The organism is Streptomyces sp. HUAS 15-9 (genome assembly GCF_025642155.1).
Taxonomy (GTDB): domain Bacteria; phylum Actinomycetota; class Actinomycetes; order Streptomycetales; family Streptomycetaceae; genus Streptomyces.
Genome location: NZ_CP106798.1, coordinates 8,361,070 through 8,384,471, shown reverse-complemented (window position 1 = coordinate 8,384,471; position 23,402 = coordinate 8,361,070). Strand labels below are relative to the sequence as shown.

The 23,402-nt window shown below is 71.9% G+C and carries 3 protein-coding genes (1 of these 3 running past the window's edge); all 3 read right to left on the bottom strand.

From position 1 onward, the window contains the following. Positions 1-16: 16 nt before the first annotated feature. Tightly spaced (at most 36 nt apart), the 3 genes in view from N8I87_RS37965 to N8I87_RS37955 form a layout consistent with a single transcriptional unit that may run on beyond the window. The gene (locus tag N8I87_RS37965) at positions 17-12,985 is read right to left on the bottom strand and encodes a non-ribosomal peptide synthetase (protein WP_263215396.1); all 12,969 of its coding nucleotides are present in this window, start codon (positions 12,983-12,985) and stop codon (positions 17-19) included. A gap of 36 nt (positions 12,986-13,021) precedes the next feature. After that, the gene (locus N8I87_RS37960) at positions 13,022-17,626 is read right to left on the bottom strand and encodes a non-ribosomal peptide synthetase (protein WP_263215395.1); all 4,605 of its coding nucleotides are present in this window, start codon (positions 17,624-17,626) and stop codon (positions 13,022-13,024) included. Further along, positions 17,623-23,402, bottom strand: the final stretch of a protein-coding gene (locus tag N8I87_RS37955) for a non-ribosomal peptide synthase/polyketide synthase (RefSeq protein ID WP_263215394.1). It continues 25,906 nt past the right edge of the window; the window shows 5,780 of its 31,686 coding nt (coding positions 25,907-31,686); its start codon lies beyond the right edge, outside the window — the gene reads right to left on this strand; its stop codon occupies positions 17,623-17,625. The genes N8I87_RS37960 and N8I87_RS37955 overlap by 4 nt, the downstream gene beginning before the upstream one ends.

Below are 23,402 nucleotides of genomic sequence, written 5' to 3'. Positions count from 1 at the left end.
TCGTCGCCGCGCCCGGTCAGGCGTCGGTCCCGGACCGGAGCGTCTCGGTGATGACGCGCCCGATGTCCGCCAGATGCGCGGACTGCAGCATGTCGTTGTGGGCGGCGGCGATCTCGTGCGCCACGACGTCCCCCGCGGTGTAGGGACGCCAGCTGTCCACCGCCTCCGCCACCGGCAGGTCCTCGGGCCGGTCCTCGGTCGCGACGAACAGCAGGACGTCACCGCCGAAGCGAGGGGGCGTGTGGTTGCGGGAGATGCCGACCGCGTTCCGCATGACCTCCTCCATGCTGGTCATCAGCGGACCGCTCACGCCCATCGGCATTTCGCCGCCGTCCGGGGAGGTGTGGAACTCGCGCCGCTGCTCCGGCGCCGAGTGGGTCTCCCCCGCCTCGTCGTCGCCGACGAGGGCCCGGCCGAGCCCGGCGGGGTACGAGTCGAGCAGGGCGACCAGGGCGGTCTGCTCACCGAGTTCCTCCAGACGAGCGGCGATCGCCTGCGCGATCACACCGCCGAAGGACCAGCCGAGGAGGTGGTACGGGCCGCTGGGCTGCAGCCCCCGGATCTGCTCGACATAGTCGGCGACCATCTCCTCCATGCTCTGCGGCAGCGGCTCGGGCCCGGCCAGCCCACGCGCCTGCACGCCGTAGACCGGCAGGTCCGACGGCAGGTGCTGGAGCAGGGCCGCATAGCCCCAGCTGAGACCGGTGCTGTGGTGCACACAGAACAGCGGCGGGCGGCTGCCCTCGGCCCGCAGCGGCAGCAGCACCTCCAGGTCGTCGCGATTGCGGACCTTGCGGCGCGCCGTCACGGAACCTCCGTACCGGTCCTGCCTCTTGTCCCGCAGGGCGATCAGGCCCTCGGCGGTGCGTTTCGCCCGCTCGCCGGTACGGACCATCCGCGCCCCCGCGGGCCCGAACGGACATGCCACGAAGCGCGAGCCCGTCCGGCCGGGCCAGCCCGCACAGCCGCGGGCCAGCGAGGCACCCGCCACATACAGGTCGCCCACCGCTCCGGGCGGTACCGGGCGCAGGAAGTCGTCCAGCACGAACGCGCGGGTGTTGGCGACAGGACCGCCTGCGAGCGGCTCCGCCGACAGTGTCCCGGAGGAGGCTCGCTCCTCGCCGGAGGAGGCTCGCTCCTCGCCGGAGGGGGTGCGGTTCTCCCACCACGCCCAGCCGGTCTCGGCCGCGCCCTGGACGGTCACCAGCCTGGACTGCGAGTGTTCCGCCCGCCGCCTGTGCAGGTCCTCCGCGACCACCGGGGTGCCGTGACCCATCGCCCACACTTCCGTGAACTCCCGCCCGCCGTCGGGCATCTGCCCGTCCGGCAGCTGACCGGCGGTGGTGACCAGCACCGCGGTGCCGTCCGTCGTGGCCGCCACCGGCCGCGCACCAGGTGCGCCGAGTCGTACGGTCACGCCCGCGCACAGCGCCGCGAGCGCCGGTGCGAGCAGGGCGGCCTGCGCCTGGACCGGGGCCCGCCCGTCGAGCACCAGCTCCGCCGACTCCGACGGCAGGGCCCGCATCCGTTGGGCCACCAGATTGAGCAGTGCCCGGTGCTCGATCACCGTGACCTCGCTGAGGCCGTCCTCCGGCGAGACGGGCAGCAGCAAGGCCGCGCTGCCCGGCCGCGGCCGCCTCGGCACCGCCACACTCTCCCGGACCCCGGTCGCCTCCTGCTCCTCCTCCAGCGCGACCACCGGGATCGTCACGTCCTCGGGCACCACCCCGGCGATGGTCGCAGGGCACACCAGCGCCGCGGCGCCGGACTCGCGCACCAGCTCGCCGACCTCCTCCACGGGCCGGTCCGGTCCCGCGAACAGACAGGCGGCACCGGCCTCGAGCACACCGAGCGCGCCGACCACGACGCCGCTGCTCGGCGGTACGGCCACCATCACGACGTCGTCGGCCCCGATGCCCCGCTCGGCCAGCCGCCGCGCGAGCCGCGAGCCCACGTCCCGCAGTTCCGCGTACGTCAGTGCGCTGTCCTGGCCCTGCTCCACGAGGGCGACGGCGTCCGGGGTCCGGGCCGCCCGGGCTGCCAGCAGCTCGACCACGGTGCCCGTCGGCACCTCGGCCGCGGTGGCGTTCCACGCCTCGACCACCTGTTGGTACTCGGCCGGGTCCAGGAGCACGTCCACCTGGCTCAGGCGCAGCTCGGGATCGGCCGCGACCTGTTCGAGCACCCGCACCAGCCGACCGGCCAGAGCCTGGACAGTGGCCCGGTCGAACAGCTCCGTCGCGTACCGGATCACGCCGTCGATGCCGTCCGGCGTACCGTCGTCGTGGCTCCGCTCGGTGAGGCTGACGGTCAGATCGAGCTCGGAGGACTCCGTCCCCACGTCCAGGCGCCTGGTGCTCAGACCCGGCATCTCGGAGGTGTCCCACTTCTCCGCGTCGTCGTCGTGCACCTCGAGCAGGACCTGGAACACGGGGTGGTGCGGCGCCGCCGGGTCGGGCAGGGGCAGCACCTCCACCATCCGCTCGAACGGCAGGTCCCGGTAGAGCAGCGCCTCCTGGTGGGCGTCCCGTGACCGGCCGATCAGCTCCAGGAAGGTCGGGTCGCCGGAGGTGTCCGTACGCAGCGGCAGCGGGCCGGCGAACGGGCCCACCACACCCTCCAGGCTGTCCTCGGCCTCATGGCGCGGCAGCACGGTACCGAGCGTGACGTCCGTGCCCGCCCCCAGCCGACTGAGCAGCAGCGCGAGCGCCGCGTGCACCACGATGAACGCCGAGGGCGAGCCGCCGGACTGCGCCGCCTCCATCAACCGGTCGTGCGCCTCGGCGCCCAGGCGCACCGGTACCGAGTCCACGCGACGCGACGGCGACGCCTGCCGCGGCCGGTCGGCCGGCAGCTCGGTCTCGGCGCCGACGCCCGCCAAGGTCTCCCGCCAGTAATCCACCTGATCGCTGATCAGGCTGTCAGGCCGCTCCTCGCCCTTGAGCAACTCCCGCTCCCACAGCGCGTAGTCCGCGAACTGCATGGGCAGCGGCGCCCGTTCCGACACCCGGCCCTCGCGCCGCGCGCCGTACGCCGCGGCCAGGTCCCGGACGAGCAGGTCGAGCGACGCGTCGTCCGCGGCGATCCGGTGGACGACGAGGAGCAGCACGCTGTCGTCCTTGGACAGCGGGAAGAGGTACGGCCTCCAGGGTGTCTCCCGCGTCAGGTCGAACCGGTGTGCGGTGTGGGCGGCCAGCAGTTCCGGCAGCTCCTCCTCGGTCGCCGACGTCACCGTGAGCGAGGGCCGGGCCTCATCGGGGTCCAGTACCCGCTGGTGGGGCACGCCGCCGACCTCGGGGAAGAGCGTCCGCAGCATGTCGTGCCGCGCGGCGACGTCCCCGAGCGCCGCCCGGAGTCCGTCCTGGTCCAGTGGGCCGCCCAGGCGCAGCGCGACCGCGGTCTGGTAGGCCGTCGCGTCCTCGAGGCGTCGGTCCATGTCCCAGGTACGGAGCTGGCCTGCCGTGAGGGGGATCTCCGCCGGGCGCTCGTCGGCGGGGCGGAGTGCGGGGCGCACCTTCGAGCCGAGCAGCCGGGCCACGCCGACCGGGGTCGGTGCGCCGAAGAAGTGGCGCATGCTCAGCTCGGCACCGAGCTCGGTGCGGATCCGTCCGGCGAGGCGCATCGCGAGCGCCGAGTTGCCGCCCAGGTCGAAGAAGTTGTCGTCCGCGCCGATGCGTTCGACCTCAAGGACCTCGGCGAACAGTCCGCACAGGATCTCTTCCACCTCACCCTGCGGCATCAGCGCGGACACCTGGCCGCCGAAGTCGGGGGCGGGCAGGGCGTCGCGGTCGAGCTTGCCGTTGGGGGTCAACGGCAGCGCGCCCAGCGGCACGATCACGGCGGGCACCATGTACTCCGGCACGGCCTTGGCGATGTGCTCGCGCAGCAGGGCCGGGGCGAGTTCGTCGCCGGCCGTGGCGGGGACGGCATAGCCGACGAGCTGCGGGTCACCGGGCCCGTCGGTGCGGGCGACGACCGCGGCCTGGCCGACGTCGGGGTGGGCGGCGAGCACCGCCTCGACCTCCCCAGGCTCGATGCGGAAACCGCGGATCTTGACCTGCTCGTCCGCCCGCCCCGCGAAGTGCAGCTGTCCGTCCGCGGTCCAGCGAGCCAGGTCTCCGGAGCGGTACATGCGTCGGCCGGGTGCGAACGGGCAGGCCACGAACCGCTCGGCGGTCTGCCCCGGGCGTCCGACGTAGCCGCGGGCCAGCCCCGGCCCGGCGATGTAGAGCTCGCCCACCGCGCCGACAGGCACCGGCTGGAGGAAGTCGTCCAGCACATACACCCTGGTGTTGGCCAGCGGGCGACCGATCGCGGGCGGCGCGTCCCCGGGGCGGATGCCCTCGTCGAGCGGGACGGCGGTGGTGATCACGGTGGCCTCGGTGGGCCCGTAGGTGTTCCACACCGTCGCCTGCGGCCTCCACCGCGCGGCAAGGTCCGCACTCAACCGCTCGGCACCCAGCACCCAGTTGTCCACGCCGGGCACGGTGGCCGGGTCCAGCACGCCGAGCAGCGACGGCACCACGCTGGCCGCGCCGACCCCGGAGCTACGGATCATCTTCGCCAGCGCGGCCGGGTCGCCCCGCTCCTCACTGGAGGCGATGGCCAGTGTGCCGCCCGCCGCCAGGGTGACAGCCACGTCGAGGACGGCCGCGTCGAAGCTGAACGAGGCGAACTGCAGCGTGGTGATGCCCTGTTCGGCACCGAGCACCGGGCGCATCGCCTCGGCCAGGTTCACCAGACCGCCATGCGCGAGCGCCACTCCCTTCGGACGGCCGGTCGAGCCGGAGGTGTAGATCACATAGGCCAGTTGGTCAGGGGTCGGTGGCGCCTCCAGCGGTCGGCCGGAGCGGGCCGCGACGGCCTCGGCGACCTGGTCGAGCCGCACCACGTGTTCGGCCTCCAACGGCAGCCCGGCCGACGCCTCGGTGGTGGCGAGTATTACCGCCGTACCGCTGTCGGCAACCATGAACGCCAGCCGATCCGCGGGGCATTGCGGATCAAGCGGTACGAACGCACCGCCCGCCTTCCACACCGCCACTTCGCTCACGATCATGTCGACACCGCGGGGCAGACACAGCCCCACCCGGGACTCCCGGCCGATCCCCAGGTCGCGCAGATGGCGGGCCAACCGGTTGGAGCGCGCCTCCAACTCCGCGTACGAGAGCATCTCGTGCCCGCAGCGCACGGCCACCACATCCGGCGCCAGCTCCGCCTGCTCGGCGATCCGCTGCACGAGCGTGCCCGGGGGAACCGGGCCTGTGGTGGCGTTCCACTCCTCCACCACCCGCGCACGCTCGGCCTCGCCGAGGAGGTCGATGGCGCTCAGACGGGTGTCCGGGTCGGCGGCGACCTGCTCCAGCACCCGGGCCAGGCGTACGGCCAGACCCTGGACGGTGCCCTCGTCGAACAGGTCGGCCGCGTACAGGATGCCGCCGCCGAGACCGGCCGGGGTGCCGTCGGCGTCGCGTTCCTCGGCCAGGGTGACCGACAGGTCGAACCGGGCCGGCGGCGCCTCGGCAGCCGGTATCGGGGTGATCTCGAGTCCGGGCAGCTCCCAGCGGGAGTCGGGGACGTTCTGCAGCGTGAGCATCACCTGGAAGAGCGGGTTGCGCGACAGCGAACGGGCCGGGTTCAGCTCGTCCACCAGCCGCTCGAACGGCACGTCCTGATGTGCGTACGCCGCCAGATCCGCCTCGCGCACCCGCCCCAGCAGCTCGGCGAAGGTCGGGTCGCCGCTGAGGTCCGTGCGCAGCACCAGGGTGTTGACGAAGAACCCGGCCAGCTCCTCCAGGTGTGTGTCGCCACGCCCCGCGATCGGAGTGCCCAGCGGGATGTCGTCCCCGGCGCCCATGCGGGACAGCAGCACCGCGAGCGCCGCGTGCACCACCATGAACATCGTCGCCCGGCCCCGCCCCGCCAGCTCCACCAGCGAGGCGTGTGTGGCCGCGTCCACGCCGACCGGTACGCTCCCGCTGCGGAACGAGGAAGCCGCCGGTCGCAACCGGTCGGCCGGTAGCCGCAACTCCTGCGGCGCTCCGGCCAGGACCTGCTTCCAGTAACCCAGTTGACCGCTGACGACGCTGTTCGGATCGTCGAGCTCGCCGAGAGCGTCCCGCTGCCACAGCGCGTAGTCCGCGTACTGCACCGGCAGCGGTTGCCAGTCCGGCAGCCGCCGCTCAAGACGCGCGGCGTACGCGGCCCGCAGATCCCGCGCCAGCACCCCCATCGACCAACCGTCCGACGCGATGTGATGCGTCACGACCAGCAGCACATGCTCACTCGGGGACACCCGCAGCAGCCACACCCGCCAAGGCAGCTCCTTGCTCAGATCGAAGCCCCGCTTGGAGTACGTGGCCAGCCGATCCGCCAGCTCCTCCTCGTTCGTCTCGACCACGGACAGGCGTGGGCGGGCGGCCGGGCCGTGCAGGATGCGCTGTCGCGGCACGCCCTCGGACTGCGGGAAGACCGTGCGCAGGCTCTCGTGCCGCTCCGCGACATCGCCCAGCGCCGCGCGCAAGGCGGTCGCATCCACCTCACCGGACAGCCGGAGCGCCAGCGGCAGGTTGTAGGCGGCGGCCGCGGCCGCGCCGGAGTCGCCCTCGTCCAGCCGGTTGAGGAACCACATCCGCTGCTGGGCGTACGACAGCGGCAGCACCTCCGGCCGTACCCGCGGCCGCAACGGCAACCGGCTGGCCCCGGAGGCACCCTCGATCAGTCGCGCGATCCCGGCCACCGTCGGCGCACCGAACAACTCACGGATGCTCACCTCCGCATCCAGCACCGACCGCACCCGCGCCAACAACCGCATCGCCAGCAGCGAATCACCACCCAGACCGAAGAACGACGCCTCAGCACCGACCCGCTCCAGACCCAGCACCTCCGCGAACAGTCCGCTCAGCACCTCCTCGGTGGGCGTGGCGGGAGCACGGCTCTCGTCGCGGGTGGCCTGGTCGAGGGCGGGCAGGGCGATGCGGTCGAGTTTGCCGTTGACGGTCAGCGGCAGCGCCTCCAGCTCCACCACGGCAGCCGGGACCATGTACTCCGGCAGGGACTTGGCGATGTGTTCGCGCAGCAGGGTGCTGTCGAACTCGGCGTCGGTGGCCGGGACGGCGTACGCGACGAGTTGCCGGTCGCCGGGTCGGTCCTCGCGCACGACGACGGCGGTCTGGCCGACGTCGGGGTGAGCGGCCAGCGCCGCCTCGACCTCGCCCAGCTCGATACGGAACCCTCGGATCTTCACCTGCTCGTCCGCCCGGCCGACGAAGTGCAGCTGCCCGTCGGCCGACCAGCGGGCCAGGTCTCCGGAGCGGTACATCCGCCGGCCCGGTGCGAACGGGCAGGCCACGAACCGCTCCGCGGTCTGCCCCGGGCGTCCGACATAGCCGCGGGCCAGCCCCGGCCCGGCGATGTACACCTCGCCCACCGCGCCGACAGGCACCGGCTGCAGGAAATCGTCCAGCACGTACACCCGGGTGTTGGCCAGGGGGCGACCGATCGGAGGGGGCGCGGCCTCCGGAGACAGAGTGTCCTCCAGGAGAGTGGCGGTGCTGATGACGGTGGCCTCCGTGGGCCCGTAGGTGTTCCACACCCGAGCCTGGGCCCGCCAGCGGGCGGCCAGGTCGGCGCTCAACCGCTCGGCGCCCAGCACCCAGTTGGACACCCCGGGCACAGCAGCCGGGTCGAGTACGCCGAGCAGGGAAGGCACCACACTGGCCACCGAAACGCCCGAGGTGAGCAGCATTTCCGCCAGCGCGGCCGGGTCGCCCCGCTCCTCGCTGGAGGCGATGGCCAGGGTACCGCCCGCGACAAGGGTGACAGCCACGTCGAGGACGGCGGCGTCGAAGCTGAACGAGGCGAACTGCAGCGTGGTGATGCCCTGTTCGGCACCGAGCACCGGGCGCATCGCCTCGGCCAGGTTCACCAGACCGCCATGCGCGAGCGCCACTCCCTTCGGACGGCCGGTCGAGCCGGAGGTGTAGATCACATACGCCAGCTGGTCAGGACTCGGTGACGACCCCAGCGGCTCCTCCGACTCCGCGGCAATCGCCTCCACCGCCTCGTCCAGCAGCAGCACGTGCTCGGCCTCCAACGGCAGCCCGGCCAGCGCCTCGGAGGTGGTGAGCACCACCGCCGTACCGCTGTCGGCCACCATGAACGCCAGCCGGTCGGCCGGGTATTCGGGGTCCAGCGGCACGAACGCGGCGCCCGCCTTCCACACCGCCAGCTCACCCACGACCATGTCCACTGCACGCGGCAGACACAGCCCCACCCGCGACTCCGCGCCAACGCCCAGGCGGCACAGGTGGCGGGCCAACTGGTTCGCGCGCGACTCCAGTTCACCGTACGAGAGCGCCTCGTCCCCGCAGCGCACAGCCGTGGCCTGCGGAGTGTCCTCGGCCCGTGCGGCGATGAGGTCCACTGTCGAGCCGGACGGCAGCGGCCGCGCGGTGTCGTTCCACTCCTCCACCACCCGCGCACGCTCGGCCTCGCCAAGCACGTCGATGTCGCTGAGGCGCAGCTGCGGTGTGGCCGCGATCTGCTCCAACACCCGGGCGAGGCGCTGGGCGAGCCGCTGGGCCGTGTCCTCGTCGAACAGGTCGGCGGCGTAGAGGATGCCGCCGCCGAGACCGGCCGGGGTGCCGTCGGCGTCGCGTTCCTCGGCCAGGGTGACCGACAGATCGAACCGGGCCGGCGGCGCCTGCATGGGCGGCAGCGGCGCCACCCGGAGTCCGGGCAGGTCCCACTGCGCCTCCGGCACGTTCTGCAGCGCCAGCATTACTTGGAACAGCGGGTTCCGTGAGAGGGAGCGCGAGGGGTTGAGCTCGTCCACCAGCCGCTCGAACGGCACGTCCTGATGTGCGTACGCCGCCAGATCCGCCTCGCGCACCCGCCCCAGCAGCTCGGCGAAGGTCGGGTCGCCGCTGAGGTCCGTGCGCAGCACCAGGGTGTTGACGAAGAACCCGGCCAGCTCCTCCAGTTGAGGCTCGCCCCGGCCGGCGACCGGGGTTCCGAGCGGGATGTCGTCGCCCGCGCCCATGCGGGACAGCAGCACCGCGAGCGCCGCGTGCACCACCATGAACATCGTCGCCCGGCCCCGCCCCGCCAGCTCCACCAGCCGGGCGTGCGTGGCCGCGTCCACCCCCACCGGCACGCTCCCACTGCGGAACGAGGCGACCGCGGGCCGCGGCCGGTCGGTGGGGAGGGCGATCTCCTCGCCGAGGCCTGCCAAGGCCTGCTTCCAGTAGCCCAGTTGGCCGCTGATGATGCTGTCCGGGTCGTCGAGGTCGCCGAGCGCCTCGCGCTGCCACAGCGCGTAGTCCGCATACTGCACCGGCAGGGGTTGCCGGTCCGGTGTCCGGCCTTCGAGACGCGCGGCGTACGCGGCCCGCAGATCCCGCGCCAGGACCCCCATCGACCAGCCGTCCGACGCGATGTGATGCGTCACGACCAGCAGCACATGCTCACTCGGCGACACACGCAGCAGCCACACCCGCCACGGCAGTTCCTTGCTCAGCTCGAAGCCCCGCTCGGACAGCTCGGCGAGCACCTGCACGACCTCGTCGGCGGCGGTCTCGACCACCGTCAGTGACGGCCGTGCCGCGTCGCCGTCGAGGATCCGCTGCCGCGGTACGCCCTCGACGCTCGGGAAGACGGTGCGCAGGCTCTCGTGCCGCTCCGCCACATCGCCCAGCGCCGCCTCCAGGGCCGTCGTGTCCAGTTCACCGGACAGCCGGAGCGCCAGCGGCAGGTTGTAGGCGGCGGCCGCCGTGCCGGAGGCGGTCTCCTCCAGCCGGTTCAGGAACCACATGCGCTGCTGGGCGTACGACAGCGGCAGCACCTCCGGCCGTGACTGCGGCCGCAACGGCAACCGGCTGGTGCCGGACGCACCCTCGATCAGTCGCGCGATCCCGGCCACCGTCGGCGCACCGAACAACTCACGGATGCTCACCTCCGCATCCAGCACCGACCGCACCCGCGCCAACAACCGCATCGCCAGCAGCGAGTCACCGCCCAGACCGAAGAACGACGCCTCAGCACCGACCCGCTCCAGACCCAGCACCTCCGCATACAGTCCGCACAGCACTTCCTCGGTCGGGGTCGCCGGTCCCCGTCCGCCCTTGACCACCAGGTCGGGCGCGGGCAGCGCGGCGCGGTCGAGCTTGCCGTTGACGGTCAGCGGCAGCGCGGCCAGCACCACGACCGCGGCCGGGACCATGTAGTCGGGCAACGAGGCCGCCATGAACTCCCGCAGTGCGCCGGTGTCCTGGGTGCCGTCCTGGCCGTTGGGGACGGCGTAGGCGATCAGGCGTGTGTCGCCCGCCCCGTCCTCACGGGCGATGACCGCCGCCTGGCCGACGTCGTGATGGGCGGCGAGCACGGCCTCGACCTCGCCCGGCTCCACTCGGTGCCCTCGGATCTTCACCTGCTCGTCGGCGCGTCCGGCGAAGTGCAGTTGACCGTCCGCGCTCCACCGGGCCAGGTCGCCGGAGCGGTACATGCGCTGACCGGGCAGGAACGGGCAGGCCACGAACCGCTCCGCGGTCAGCTCCGGGCGCCCGACGTAGCCGCGTGCCAGGCCCGGCCCGGCGATGTACAGCTCACCCACCGAGCCCAAGGGGACGGGCTGGAGGAAGCCGTTCAGCACGAACACCCGGGTGTTGGCCAGCGGGCGGCCGATCGGCGGGGGCGGGTCCTCAGGGGTGGTGCCGCCGTCGACGGGGGTGGCGGTGGTGATGACAGTGGCCTCGGTCGGACCGTAGGTGTTCCACACCCGTGCCCGCGCCTGCCAGCGGGCGGCCAGGTCGGCGCTCAACCGCTCGGCGCCCAGCACCCAGTTGGACACCCCGGGCACAGCGGCCGGGTCCAACACCCCGAGCAGCGAAGGCACCACGCTCGCCACGCTCGCACCCGCCGTACGGATCATCTCCGCGAGCGCGCCCGGATCGCCCCGCTCCTCGCTGGAGGCGATGGCCAGCGTACCGCCCGCCCCCAGCGTGACGGCCACATCGAGGACGGCCGCGTCGAAGCTGAACGACGCGAACTGAAGAGCCGACACACCCTGTTCCACGCCCAGCACCGGGCGCATCGCCTCCGCCAGATTCACCAGACCACCGTGCGCGACGGCCACGCCCTTCGGCCAGCCCGTCGAGCCGGAGGTGTAGATGACATACGCCAGCTGGTCGAACTCCGGGGACGACTCCGGCGCGTCCGCGGGTTCCGCGGCAATCGCCTCCGCCACCTCGTCGAGCAGCACCAGGTGTTCAGCTTCCAGCGCCGGCACATCGCCGAGCGTGTCACGAGTGCTGAGCACCACCGCCGTACCGCTGTCGGCGACCATGAACGCCAGCCGGTCCACCGGGTATTCGGGGTCCAGCGGCACGAAGGCACCGCCCGCCTTCCACACCGCCAACTCGCCCACGACCATGTCCACCCCGCGCGGCAGACACAGCCCCACCCGCGACTCAGCCCCAACGCCCAGTCGGCGTAGATGGCGGGACAGCCGGTTGGCGCGGGCCTCCAGATCGCCGTACGAGACCGTCTCGTCCCCGCACCGCAGGGCCACCGTCTCCGGTGAGCGCCGTACCCGGTCCCGGAACAGGTCGAGCAAGGTGTCGGACGACACCGGACGGGCCGTGTCGTTCCACTCCTCCACCACCCGCGAACGCTCGGTCTCGCCGAGCACGTCGATGTCGCAGACCCGGATCCGCGGATCGTCCACGATCTGCTCCAGCACCCGCACCAGCCGGTCGATGACCGACATGGCGGCGTCGCGGTCGAAGAGGTCGGGCCGGTAGTCGAGCTTGAAGTGCATCCGGTCGGCCGGGACCGCGACGAGCGTCAGCGGATAGTGGGCCGCTTCCTGCGCCCCGCCGGCGCGGATGGCGAGGCCGTCCGGGCTGGGCGGTCCGGCGGGCGGGCGGGGGTAGTTCTCGTACACCACAAGGGTGTCGAAGACCGCGCCGGCACCGGCGAGGCGCTGGACCTCGGGCAGCCCGAGGTGCTGGTGCGCCATGAGCGCGGACTGCCGCGCCTGCAGATCGGCCAGCAGCTCGGCGACAGGCTGGGCTGCGTCGAGTCGCGCCCTTACCGGGAGGGTGTTGAGGAAGAGACCGACCATCGACTCCACGCCGGGGAGTTCCGTGGGCCGTCCCGCCGACGTGGCGCCGAAGACCACGTCGGTGCGTCCGGTCAGGTGTGCCAGCACGATCGCCCACGCGCACTGGATCACGGAGTTGACCGTCAGCCCCTGGCCACGGGCGAGTTGCACCACCCTTTGGGTCAGTTCCTCGGAGATCTCGTGGATCAGGTTCTCCGCGGCAACCGGCGGCCTGCCCGGGTCGGCCGGAGCGACCAGAGTAGGCTCCTCGACCCCCGCCAGCTCCGCGCGCCAAGCCGCCCGTGCCGCGGCCTTGTCCTGGCGGTTCAGCCACGCCAGGTACTCACGGTAGGAGGTCGTGCGGGGTAATCCGGCGGTGGTGCCGCCCGCCGCGTACACTGCGGACAACTCGGTGAGCAGGACCGGAATGGACCAGCCGTCCATGAGCACATGGTGACTGGTCATCACCAGCCGGTGCCGGTCCTCGGCCAGCCGGACGAGCAGCAGCCGCAACAGGGGCGCCACCGCCGGATCGAACTTCTCCGCGCGCTCCTGTTCAGCCAACCGCTCCAGTTCGGCGGCCGCATCGGCTGGCGGGAGGCTGGAGACGTCGGCCTCGTGCCACGGCAGGACGACCTCACGCGCGATGACCTGGACCGCCTCGCCGGACTTGCGCCGACGGAAGCTCGCCCGCAGCGCCGCGTGCCTGTCCAGCAACGCATCCCAGGTCACTCGCAGTTGACCGGCGTCGACCGGCCCGATCAGATCGAGCATGCGCTGCCCTTGGTACACATCGGGGCCCTCGTCTCCGAAGGCGGCGTGGAAGAGCAGCCCCTCCTGCAACGGCGACAGCGGCCAGACGTCCTCGACACGAGATCGGGTCACAGCTCCATCTCTCCTTACAGCGACTCAAAGCGCGCGTTAGATGTGGTCCTCGGCGAATTCGGACTCGAGCTCGTCAACTTCTTCTTGTGCAAGGTCGAGGAGGGGGAAGTCGGACGGGGTGTGGCCGCCCGCGGCCGGGTCGGTGGTGTGCGCGGCCAGGCCGTGCAGCATCTCCAGCCACAGCCCACCGAGGCGTTCGGCCTCGGATTCCTCCAGCAGCCCGCCGGCCCAGCTGAGCGTGACGGTCAGCTCGGGGCCGTCCGGGGTGTCGCGGACGACGGCGCCCGCATCGAGGGGGTGCGTGACGGGCGCGTCGGGGTCGGCGGCGCCACCGACCGCCGTCTCGCCGGCCATCTGCCAGGCGCGGACGGGGCCGGACCGCTCACCGGCGGTGAACCGGCCCAGGTAGTTGAACCCGACCTGGGCGGAGGGGAGTTGGGCCAGCACCTCGGCCGTGTCGGGGTTGAGGTGACGCAGCAGACCGTAGCCCAGTCCGTCCCCGGGCACGGCGCCCACCTGCTCCTTGACTGCCTTGAGCAGCGCCCCGGCAGCCGGGCCGCCGGAGCGGGCCTGGGGCAGGTTCACCCCGGCGGTGTCCAGCCGGAGGGGGTGGACGTCGGTGAACCAGCCCATCGTGCGGGACAGGTCCACCCCTTCCACCGGCTCGCGGCCGTGGCCCTCGACGTCGACCAGGACCCGGCCGGCCGGGCCGGGCCGCCAGGAGGAGATCGCCCCGGCCAGGGTCGCGAGCAGCATTTCGTGCAGGCCGCAGTGGAACACGGCCGCCGTCCGCCCGGCCAGCACCGCCGCCTGCTCCACCGGCACCGTCCAGGAGCGGTGCCTGAGCGTTCGTACGGTGTCCCGGGTCGGATCCAACTGCCGGACACCGAGCAGCGGTTCCTCACCCCGGAGCAGTTCGGTCCACCCCCGCAGTTCGGCCCGCCGCTCGTCGCTGCGGGCCCAAGTGGTCAGCAGCTCCGCCCAACGGCGGAACGACGTACCCGTCGGATCGAGAACCGGTGTCTCGCCCGCGGCCACGGCCTCGTACGCGCCCTGTAGGTCCGGCAGCAGGATCCGCCACGAGACGCCGTCCACCGCCAGGTGGTGGACCACCAGCGCCAGGCGGCCCGCTCGTGCCGGCCCGGCATCGGCCCACACCACCTGCAGCAGTACGCCCGAGGTGGGATCCAGCCGCTCCACCGCTTCGCGGGCCGCCCGGCCCACCACCTGATCCAGGTCGCCGTCGGTGGCGTCGACGCGGCTGATCAGTGCGGCCGCGTCCACCGACCCGGGCTCGCGTACCACCAGCCGCGATCCGCCGTCCTCGACGCGGGCGCGGAGCACGCCGTGCGCATCGACGACCGCACCGACGGCCGTGCCGAGCGCAGCCCGGTCCAGCCCAGCCGGAGCGCCGACGACCATCCACTGCGCGAACCGCGGGTCGGCAGCCCGTTCTCCCATGGCCTTCATCGCGGGCGTCCGGGCAAACTCGCCCACGCCGTCGTCGGCGTCATCGTGCGACTGGCCGTCGACGGGCTGGGCAACGAGAGCCAGGCGCTCGACGGACTTCTCCTCGAAGACCTGCCGTGGCGTGATCACCCATCCGGCACGCCGGGCCCGCGACGCCAACTGCATGGACATGATCGAATCGCCGCCCATTTCGAAGAAGTTGGCGTCAGCAGCGACCTCCTCCAGCCCCAGTACCTCGGCGAACAGCCCGCAGAACAGCTCCTCTTCGGGCGTGATCGGAGCCCGACCCGCCATGCCCCTAGGTGCCTCGGGTGCCGGCAGGGCGGCCCGGTCCACCTTCCCGTTGACCGTCAGCGGCAGCGCCTCCAGGGCCACCACCGTGGACGGAACCATGTACTCGGGCAGCGTCTTGGCGACGTGCTCGCGCAGCAGCGCGGTGTCGAGTCCGGCGTCGGTGGCCGGGACGGCGTAGGCGACCAGCCGCTTGTCGCCCGGCCGGTCCTCACGGGCGACGACCACGGCCCGGCCGACGTCGGGGTGAGCGGCGAGCACGGCCTCGACCTCGCCGGGCTCGATACGGAACCCGCGGATCTTCACCTGCCCGTCCGCCCGCCCGGCGAAGTGAAGTTGCCCGTCCCTGCTCCAGCGCGCCAGGTCGCCGGATCGATACATCCGCCCGCCGGGTACCAAGGGACAGGCCACGAACCGCTCCGCGGTCTGTGCCGCGCGGCCGACATAGCCACGGGCCAGACCGGCACCGGCCACATACAACTCGCCGGTGATGTCCGGGGGGACCGGCCGGAGGAAGTCGTCCAGGACGAAGACCCGGGTGTTACCGATGGGGCGGCCGATCGGCGGCGCCGGGTCCTGCGGCCGGATGCCTGGGTCCAAGGCCGTCGCCGTGGTGATCACGGTGGCCTCGGTCGGGCCGTATGTGTTCCACACCTGCGCCTGGGCCGCCCAGCGGGCGGCCAGGTCGGCGCTCAACCGCTCGGCGCCCAGCACCCAGTTCGTCACCCCGGGCACGGCTGCCGGATCCAGCGCACCGAGCAGCGACGGCACCACACTGGCCACGCTCACACCCGCCGTACGGATCATCTCCGCCAACGCGCCCGGGTCGCCCCGCTCCTCGCTCGTCGCGATGGCCAACGTGCCACCGGCGGCAAGGGTGACGGCCACGTCGAGGACGGCCGCGTCGAAGCTGAACGACGCGAACTGCAGTGTGGTGACGTTCTGTTCGGCACCGAGCACCGGGCGCATCGCCTCCGCCAGGTTCGCCACGCCGCCGTGGGCGACGGCGACGCCCTTCGGACGTCCGGTCGAGCCGGAGGTGTAGATCACGTACGCCAGTCGGCCGGGGCTCAGTGACGGCCACAGTGGCTCCGCCGACTCAGCGGCCCTCGCCTGGTCGATCTCGTCGAGCAGCACGACCCGCTCCGATGCCGGCGGCAGACTGTCGAGCGCATCGGTCGTACCCAGGGCCACGGTGACCGCACTGTCGGCGATCATGAACGCCAGCCGGTCGGCCGGGTACTGCGGATCCAGCGGTACGAAGGCACCGCCGGCCTTCCAGACGGCCAGCTCAGCGACGACCATGTCCACCCCGCGCGGCAGGCACAGCGCCACCCGTGACTCCGCACCGACCCCGAGGCGGCACAGATACCGGGCCAGTTGGTTGGAGCGCGCTTCCAGCTCCGCGTACGACAGTTGCTCTGCCCCGCAGCGTACGGCCACGGCTTCCGGCACGCGCCGCGCCCACTCCTCGAACCGCTCCAGCACCGTGCCCGTCGGCATCGGCCGGGCGGTGTCGTTCCACCGCTCCACCACCGAGGCCCGCTCCTCGTCGTCCAGCACGTCGATCTCGCCGACCCGGCGCCGAGGGTTCACCGCGATCTGCCGCAGCACCCGTACGAGCCGACGCCCGGTCCGGGCTGCCGCGTCCCGGTCGAACAGGTCCGGCCGATAGGTCAGTTCGATCTGGAGTCGGTCGTGCGGGGTGATGCCCAGGGTGAGCGGAAAGTTGGTGGCCTGGCGCGTCTCCAGGCCGCAGAAGGTGAGCACGTCGGGATCGGACGGCCGTGCCGGGGGGCGGGGGAAGCTCTCGTACACCACCAGCGTGTCGAAGAGCGCCCCTGCTCCGCCTAGCTTTTGGACCTCGGCCAGGCCGAGGTGCTGGTGTGCCAGCAGAGCGGACTGCCGCGCCTGCAGTTCGGTGAGCAGATCGCCCACCGGCTGGGCGGGGTCGAGCCGCACGCGTACGGGGAGGGTGTTGATGAAGAGGCCGACCATCGACTCGACACCCGGCAGCTCCGGCGGCCGCCCGGCCACGGTCGCGCCGAACACGACGTCGCGGCGGCGGGCAAGGCGCGCCAGCACCAGCGCCCAGGCACACTGGACGACGGTGTTGACCGTCACCCCCTGGGCACGGGCCAGCTCCTCCAGCGCCCCGGTGGCCTCCTCGGACAGCTCGGCGGCGAACTCCTCCGGCAGGACCGCCACCCTGGCCGGGTCGGCCGGCACGATGAGCGTCGGCTCATCGGCCCCGGCCAGTTCCGCCCGCCACGCGGCCCGCGCCGCCTCTTTGTCCTGGCGGTTCAGCCAGACCAGGTGGTCCCGGTACGACGCCGCCGCAGGCAGGGCCCGGGTGTCCCCGCCTGCCGCGTACACCGTGGACAACTCACCCAGCAGGACGGGCATCGACCAGCCGTCCATCAGTATGTGATGGGTCGTCATGACGAGGCGGTGCCGGTCCGCGCCGAGGCGTATCAGCATCAGCCTCAGCAGCGGCGCGACCGCCAGGTCCAGCCGCTGTGCCCGCTCCTCGGCGGCCAGGGCGTCGGCCCGGGCGGACATGTCCGCCTCAGGGAGGTCCGAAAGGTCGACCTGCTGCCAGGGCAGCGTCACATCGCGGGTGATGAGCTGCACGGGCTCGCCCGATTTACGTTCGTGGAAACTCGCTCGCAGGGCGGCATGGCGAGCCACCAGCGCCTCCCACGACGCCCTGAACCGGTCGGCGTCCAGAGGGCCGTCGACCGCCAGGACGCACTGCATGGCGTAGACGTCGGGTCCTTGGTGATCGAAGGCGGCATGAAAGAGCATCCCCTCCTGCAAGGGCGACAGCGGCCACACTTCGGCCAGGGCAGAGCCCTTGGCGGCGGTCGGCGACTTCACAGGGACCGTCCTCCTTCGAGTCGTGCGGCTATTGCTTCGAGTTCTTCGACCTCGTCCTGTGAGAGATCGAGGAGGGGGAAGTCGGATGGGGTGTGGCCGCCCGCGGTGGGTTCGGCGGTGGTGTGTGCGGCCAGGCCATGCAGCATCTCCAGCCAGAGCCCACCGAGGCGTTCGGCCGCCGCGTCGTCGAGGAGGCTGCCGGGCCAGCTGAGCGTGAGGGTCAGTTCCGGGCCGTCCGTGGTGTCGCGTACCACGGCTCCGGCTTCCAGGGCGTGCGCCACGGGCATGTCGGGGTCGGCCGCGCCGCCGACCGCCGTCTCGTAATCCATCTGCCAGGCCCGGGCGGAGCCGGACTGCTCGCCCGCGGTGAACCGGCCCAGGTAGTTGAAGCCGATCTGGGCGGAGGGGAGTTGAGCCAGGACCTCCGCGGTCTCCGGGTTGAGGTGGCGCAGCAGGCCGTAACCGAGTCCGTCACCGGGCACGGAACGCACCTGCTCCTTGACCGCCTTGAGCAACACACCGGCCGCCGGACCCCCCGCCAGCGCCTCAGCCAGGTCAGCAGGTGTCGTGTCCAGGTAGACGGGGTGGACGTTGGTGAACCAGCCCACCGTGCGGGACACGTCCACCCCCGGCAGCGGCTCACGGCCGTGACCCTCGACATCTATCAGCGTGTAGGGGGTGTCAGTGGGGCGCCAGTGGGTGACCGCTCCGGCCAGGGTCGCGAGCAGGACTTCGTGCAGGCCGCAGTGGTACATCGTGGGGGTCTGTCCGGCCAGCACGGCTGCCTGCTCGGCGGGTACGGCCCATGAGTGATGGTGCAGGGTGTGGACGGTGTCCCGGGCCGGGTCCAACGGACGTTCTGCAAGGGGTGGTTCGTCGCCTTGGAGGAGTTCGGTCCAGGCTTGGAGTTCGGCGTGCCGTTCAGCGCTGCGGGCCTGGGTGCTCAGTAGCTCCGCCCACCCGCGGAAGGACGTGCCCACCGGGTCGAGCGCGGGTGCTCCGCCCGCGATCACTGCCTCGTACGCGGCTTGCAGGTCAGGCAGCAGAATCCGCCACGACACGCCGTCCACTGCCAGGTGGTGGACCACCAGCACCAGGCGGCCGGTGCGGCACCGTCCCGCATCCACCCACACGACCTGTGCCATCACGCCAGATACGGGATCCAGGCGCTCCACGGCTTCGCGGGCCGCGCGACCTGCAACCTCGTCCAGGTCGCCGTCCCCCGCATCGGTCGCGTCCACGTCGTGGATCAGCTCGGCTGCCGTCACGGTTCCCGGCTCACCGACCATCAGCCGCGTCCCGTTGTCCTCGACACGGGCGCGCAGCATGTCGTGGGTGTCGATGACCGCGCCCAGGGCGATGGCCAGTGCCTCACGGTCGAGCGCGGCCGGCGCGCCGACGACCGTCCACTGTGCGAAGCGGGATCCGATGACCGTCTGCTCGCCAAGTGTCCGCATCACCGGCGTCCAGGGCACCTCGCCGATTCCGACGTCGCTCGGGGCGACGGACTGGCCGTCCACCGGCTCTGCCACCAGTGCCAGGCGTTCGACGGTCTTCTCCTCGAACACCTGCCGCGGGGTGACCACCCACCCGGCGCGCCGGGCCCGCGACGCCAACTGCATCGACATGATCGAATCGCCGCCCAGCTCGAAGAAGCCGGCGTCGGCCGCCACCTCTTCCAGGTTCAGCGCCTCGGCGAAGAGCCGGCACAGGGTCTCCTCGACCACACCTTCCGGCGCCCGCCCGGATTCCCGCTGCGCGAAGTCCGGTGCGGGCAGGGCAGCCCGGTCGACCTTGCCGTTGACCGTCAGCGGTAGCGCCTCCAGGACCACCACCGCGGACGGGACCATGTACTCCGGCAGCGTCTCGGCCGCGAATGCACGCAGCGTGTCCGACAGATCTTCCTCGATCTGGTCAGAGAGATCCGCGACAACGTAGGCGACGAGTCGGCTGTCACCGGGGGTGTCTCCGCGTGCGATCACGGCCGACTGGGTGACTCGCGGGTGGCTGTCGAGGGCGGCCTCGATTTCGCCGGGTTCGATTCGGTACCCGCGGACCTTGACCTGTGTGTCGGCCCGGCCGAGGAACACCAACTCCCCCTCATCCGTCCACCGCACCACATCCCCGGTCCGATACATCCGCACCCCGGCAACGAACGGACACGCCACAAACCGCAGCCCCGTCAGCCCTGGCCGTCCGGCATACCCACGCGCCAGCCCCGGCCCCGCCACATACAACTCACCCGCCACCCCCGGCGGCACCGGCTGCAAGAACCCATCCAGCACAAACACCCGCACGTTGTCGACCGGCCGCCCGATCGGCACCACACGCCCACCCGGCACCAACACCCCACTCATCGCCGCACAGACCGTCACCTCCGTCGGCCCATACGCATTGACCAAACGCCGCCCCACCGACCACCGCTCCACCAACCCCAACGGCAGCGCCTCCCCGGCAACCACCACCGTCTCCACCCCAGCCGGCAACTCCTCCTCCACCGCCAGCACACTCGGCGGCACCGTCACATGCGTCGCACCCGACCGCTCCAACGCCACACCCAACGGCACCTGAGGAGGCAGCTCCCCTGCCGGTGCCACCACCAAGGCGGCCCCGGACAGCCACGCCATCAACAGCTCGGAAACCGCCGCATCAAAACTCAACGACGCGAACTGCAACACCCGCGCCCGCTCATGCACCCCGAACCGGTCAATCTGCGCCCGCGCCAGATTCCCCAGCCCCGCATGCGACACCACCACACCCTTCGGCCGCCCCGTCGAACCCGACGTATAGATCACATACACCGCATTCGCAGGGGTCAGCGCACCACGCCGCTCACCCGGCAACACGAGACCGGGCGCGCACGCCGCGATGTCGCGGGCGACTGCCGGGTCATCGATCACCAGCACCCGTGCGCCCGGCCGGTCCGGCACCACCGACCGCGTCGCCCGACTGCACACCACCACCACCGGACACGCATCCCCCAACACAAACGAGATCCGCTCCGCCGGATACGCCGGATCCACCGGCACAAACACCCCACCAGCCAGCGAAATCGCAAGCACCACCACCGCCATCTCCACCGACCGCTCAACCACCACCCCCACCCGCACCTCAGGACCCACACCCAAACCCATCAGATACCGAGCAAACCGCCCCGCCTCACCCGCCAACCCGGCATACGACAACGACCGCCCACCCGACACCACCGCCACCGAATCAGGCGAACACCCCACCCGATCCGCAAACAACTCCGGCAACACACCCGACGACACCGACCGCGCCGTCGCATTCCACTCCCCCAACACCCGCTCACGCACCACACCACCCAACACACCAACACGCCCCACCAACCCCCACGGATCCCCCACCACCTGCTCCAACACCCACAGGACTGAGGCAAGGACGTCTCCCGCCCGAGCGCGCTCGAACACGTCCGGCCGGTAGACGAATTCACCTTCCAGCCGCTCGCCGGGGATCACTATCAGGGCCAGGGAGTAGTGGCTCGTGTCCTGGCTCGCGCCTGCCGGGCGAATGGTCAGAGATTCGTCGTCCGACACCGCCAGCGCATGCGGGTAGCTCTCGTACACGACGAGGGTGTCGAATTCCGCGCCCGGACCGGCGAGCCTCTGTATCTCGGCCAGACCGATGTGCTGATGGCCCATCAGCCGTGCTTGCCCTCGCTGGAGTTCGGTCAGCATCTCGATGATCGGCTGTCCCGCGGTCAGGTTCACCCGTACCGGGAGCGTGTTGATGAACAGGCCGACGGCCGAGTCCGCACCGGGCAGGTCTGCGGGGCGTCCGGCCACGGTGGCGCCGAAGACCACGTCGTTGCGCCCGGCCAGCCGTGCCAGCACCAGTGCCCAGACACCCTGGACCACGGTGTTCACGGTCAGGCCATGGCTTCGCGCCACCTCCCCCAGCTTCCGGCTCAGGTGCTCAGGGAACGTGAAGCGGATCGGCTCGGGCAGGACCGATGCGCGTACGAGATCCGCGGGCACCACCCGCGTCGGCTCGTCGGCGCCGGCCAGCTCGGCCTGCCATGCGGTACGGGTCTCTTCCTTGTCCTGCCGGGCCAGCCAGGCCAGGTACTCCCGGTACGACGTCGGCGCAGGCAGTCCCCGAGCGTCGCCGCCCGCCTCGTACGCGGCCGACACCTCGCTGATCAGCAGTGGCAGTGACCAGCCGTCCATGATGATGTGGTGACTTGAGAGGACGAGGTGATGCCGGTCGGCGCCGAGGCGGATGAGCAGGACGCGCAGCAGCGGCGCCGTTGTGAGGTCGAAGCGCCGCGCCCGCTCCTCGGCGGACAGCCGCTCGACCTCGGCCGACGCATCGGCCTCCGCCAGGTCGGAGACATCCGCCTCCCGCCACGGTAGCTCCACACTGCGGGCAATGACCTGAACGGCTTCGCCGGAGGCGCCCCGGTGGAAGCCGGCCCGCAGGATCGGGTGCCGGTCGACGACCGCCTGCCAGGCCGCGCGCAGCCGCGCCGTGTCCAGCGGACCGTCGAGCGCCAGCGCCCGCTGGCTCGCGTACACGTCCGGACCCTCGTCATCGAAGGCTGCGTGAAAGAGCATCCCCTCCTGCAGCGGCGACAGCGGCCAGACGTCCGTCAGGCTCGGGACCGCTGCTTCCAGCTCCTCGACCAGAGCCTGGTCGAGTTCCACCAGCGGGAAGTCGGATGGGGTGTGGCCGCCCGCGGTGGGTTCGGCGGTGGTGTGTGCGGCCAGGCCATGCAGCATCTCCAGCCAGAGCCCACCGAGGCGTTCGGCCGCCGCGTCGTCGAGGAGGCTGCCGGGCCAGCTGAGCGTGAGGGTCAGTTCCGGGCCGTCCGTGGTGTCGCGTACCACGGCTCCGGCTTCCAGGGCGTGCGCCACGGGCATGTCGGGGTCGGCCGCGCTGCCGACCGCCGTCTCGCCGGCCATCTGCCAGGCCCGGGCGGAGCCGGACTGCTCGCCCGCGGTGAACCGGCCCAGGTAGTTGAAGCCGATCTGGGCGGAGGGGAGTTGAGCCAGGACCTCCGCGGTCTCCGGGTTGAGGTGGCGCAGCAGGCCGTAACCGAGTCCGTCACCGGGCACGGAACGCACCTGCTCCTTGACCGCCTTGAGCAACACACCGGCCGCCGGACCCCCCGCCAGCGCCTCAGCCAGGTCAGCAGGTGTCGTGTCCAGGTAGACGGGGTGGACGTTGGTGAACCAGCCCACCGTGCGGGACACGTCCACCCCCGGCAGCGGCTCACGGCCGTGACCCTCGACATCCACCAGCACCCGGCTGGCCGGACCGGGCCGCCAGTGGGTGACCGCTCCGGCCAGCGTCGCGAGCAGCACTTCGTGCAGGCCGCAGCGGTACATCGCCGGTGTCTGTCCGGCCAGCAGCGCCGCCTGTGCTACCGGCACCGTCCAGGAACGGTGCTTGAGCGTTCGTACGGTGTCCAGGGCCGCATCCAACGGGCGGTCACCGAGGGCCAGTTCCTCGCCCTGGAGAAGTTCGGCCCACGCCTGCAGTTCACCGGACCGCTCGTCGCTGCGGGCCTGGGTGCTCAGTAGCTCCGCCCACCCGAGGAAGGACGTGCCCACCGCATCCAGCACCGGTGCCTCACCCGCGACCACAGCCTCGTACGCGGCCTGCAGATCCGGCAGCAGAATCCGCCACGACACTCCGTCCACTGCCAGGTGGTGGACCACCAGCACCAAGCGGCCGGTCCGGGACGATCCCGCATCCACCCACACAACCTGCGCCACCACACCAGATGCGGGATCAAGCCTCTCCACCGCGT